Genomic DNA, 1,640 nt, shown 5'->3' on the forward strand with positions numbered 1-1,640 from the left:
AGCTTCGGCGGGGTCTTCGGCGGGATCTTCAGCTTCTGGCCGGGGTAGATCTTGTTCGGGTCCTTGAGGATGTCGGTGTTCGCGTCGAAGATCGTCTTCCACGCGTTTCCGTTCCCGTAGAAGTTCTTGGCGATCTTGGACAGACTGTCGCCCGCCTTGACTTCGTAGGTCTGGAAGACCTCGGCGCCGGGCGCGGTGGACGAAGCACCGCTCTTGACGTCCGAGAAGTCGGGCATGTCGTCGTCTTTCTTGCCGTCCTGTGGATTGGTCATGCGATTCCTCCTCTCTCAGCTTCCCAACTGAATCTCCGGCGGAACCCCGGCGTTCATCAGCGTGGCGCCTCCGTCGGCGTAGATCACCTGGCCGGTGACCCAGCCCGCTTCGTCCGAGCAGAAGAGGCTCGCGACGTTGCCGACGTCCGCGGGCGTGCCCAGGCGGCCCATCGGGGTCCACCCCCGCGCGTGCCAGTTCCGGATGAGGTCCTGCGCCTGCGTGGGCAGCGTGTTGAGCACGCTGTCCTCGGTCCAGCCCGGGCTGATCGCGTTCACGGTGATTCCGCGCTTCGCCAGCGTCACCGCGAAGTAGCGGACCAGGGACTCGAGCGCCGCTTTTGCCGACCCCATGCCGACCCAGGGTTGGAAGCCACCGGTCCGGCTGCCCTCGGCGTACGTGATCGCCAGGATCCGGCCGCCCTGGCCCATGAGGGGGATCGCTTCCCTGACGCCAACCAGGAAGGCCTTGGCCTGCGAGTCCAGCGCCGTGTCCCACTGCTCCAAGCTGATGTCGAGCGGAGGCTTGAAGAAGGCGGGCGCTTCGGGCCGGGCATTGCTGACGAAGATGTCGAGCTGGCCGAACTCGGCCTTGACCTGGCCGAACATCCGGCGGATCTGGTCCGGTTTCGTCACGTCGGCCTGCACCAGCAACCCCTCGGAGCCGCGTTTGCGGACGGCGGCGAGCGTCTCCTTGGCCGCGGCCTCGTTCTGATAGAAGTGCACCGCGACCTTGACCTGGCCTTCGGCCAGCTTCAACGCGATTCCCCGGCCAATGCCACGCGAGCTTCCCGTGATCAACGCGGACCTCGTCTTTCGAGACATATATACCTCCCTGCGCACCTCTTACGGAGGGATTGATAGGTAAGGTTGCCCGCATGCTACTCCGGCGCCCACAGGCGTCAACCTTTCTTTGCGCCTCCTGGCGCCGCCGCCAGAACTGATCACGGACACCACAATTCTCGCCCCGGCCCTGCTACACTTGATAGACGAATCCCGGGCCGCGACCCGAAATCCCTCCCCTGCAAGGGTGCGCAAATGGCTGAGCCGTTGCGCGTTCTGCTGGTCGAGGACTCCGCCGACGATGCCCTCCTGCTCGAGCGGGAGATCCGGCGGGGAGGCTTCGACCTTTCGCTGACCCGGGTCGAGAACGAAGCGCAGTTCCTTTCCGCGATTTCCGAGGCCTGGGACGTCGTGGTGTCCGACTATGTCCTGCCGCGCTTCACCGCTCTCGGCGTCCTCCGGCACCTCCGCCATCTGCAGCTCGACATCCCGACGATCGTCATCTCCGGCACGGTCACCGAGGCGGAGCTGGTGGAGGCCATGAAGGCCGGCGCCCACGATTACGTCCAGAAGGAGAATCTCTCCCGG

3 protein-coding genes are annotated in these 1,640 nt (G+C 65.2%); 1 reads left to right on the plus strand and 2 read right to left on the minus strand.

Annotated elements, in window-relative coordinates:
- On the minus strand, window positions 1-236 hold a 236-nt coding region (locus VGR67_06850; protein ID HEV8336112.1), incomplete at its 3' end, for a LysM peptidoglycan-binding domain-containing protein.
- Window positions 237-287: 51 nt separating this feature from the next.
- Complete coding sequence (locus VGR67_06855) at window positions 288-1,094, minus strand: SDR family oxidoreductase (GenBank protein ID HEV8336113.1); 807 nt, start codon at window positions 1,092-1,094, stop codon at window positions 288-290.
- Window positions 1,095-1,307: 213 nt separating this feature from the next.
- Between VGR67_06855 and VGR67_06860 the strand changes: the two genes are divergently transcribed.
- The coding region (locus VGR67_06860) for a response regulator (protein ID HEV8336114.1) at window positions 1,308-1,640 on the plus strand (333 nt) is incomplete at its 3' end.

This window comes from Candidatus Polarisedimenticolia bacterium, assembly GCA_036004685.1.
Classification (GTDB): Bacteria; Acidobacteriota; Polarisedimenticolia; order Gp22-AA2; family AA152; genus DASYRE01.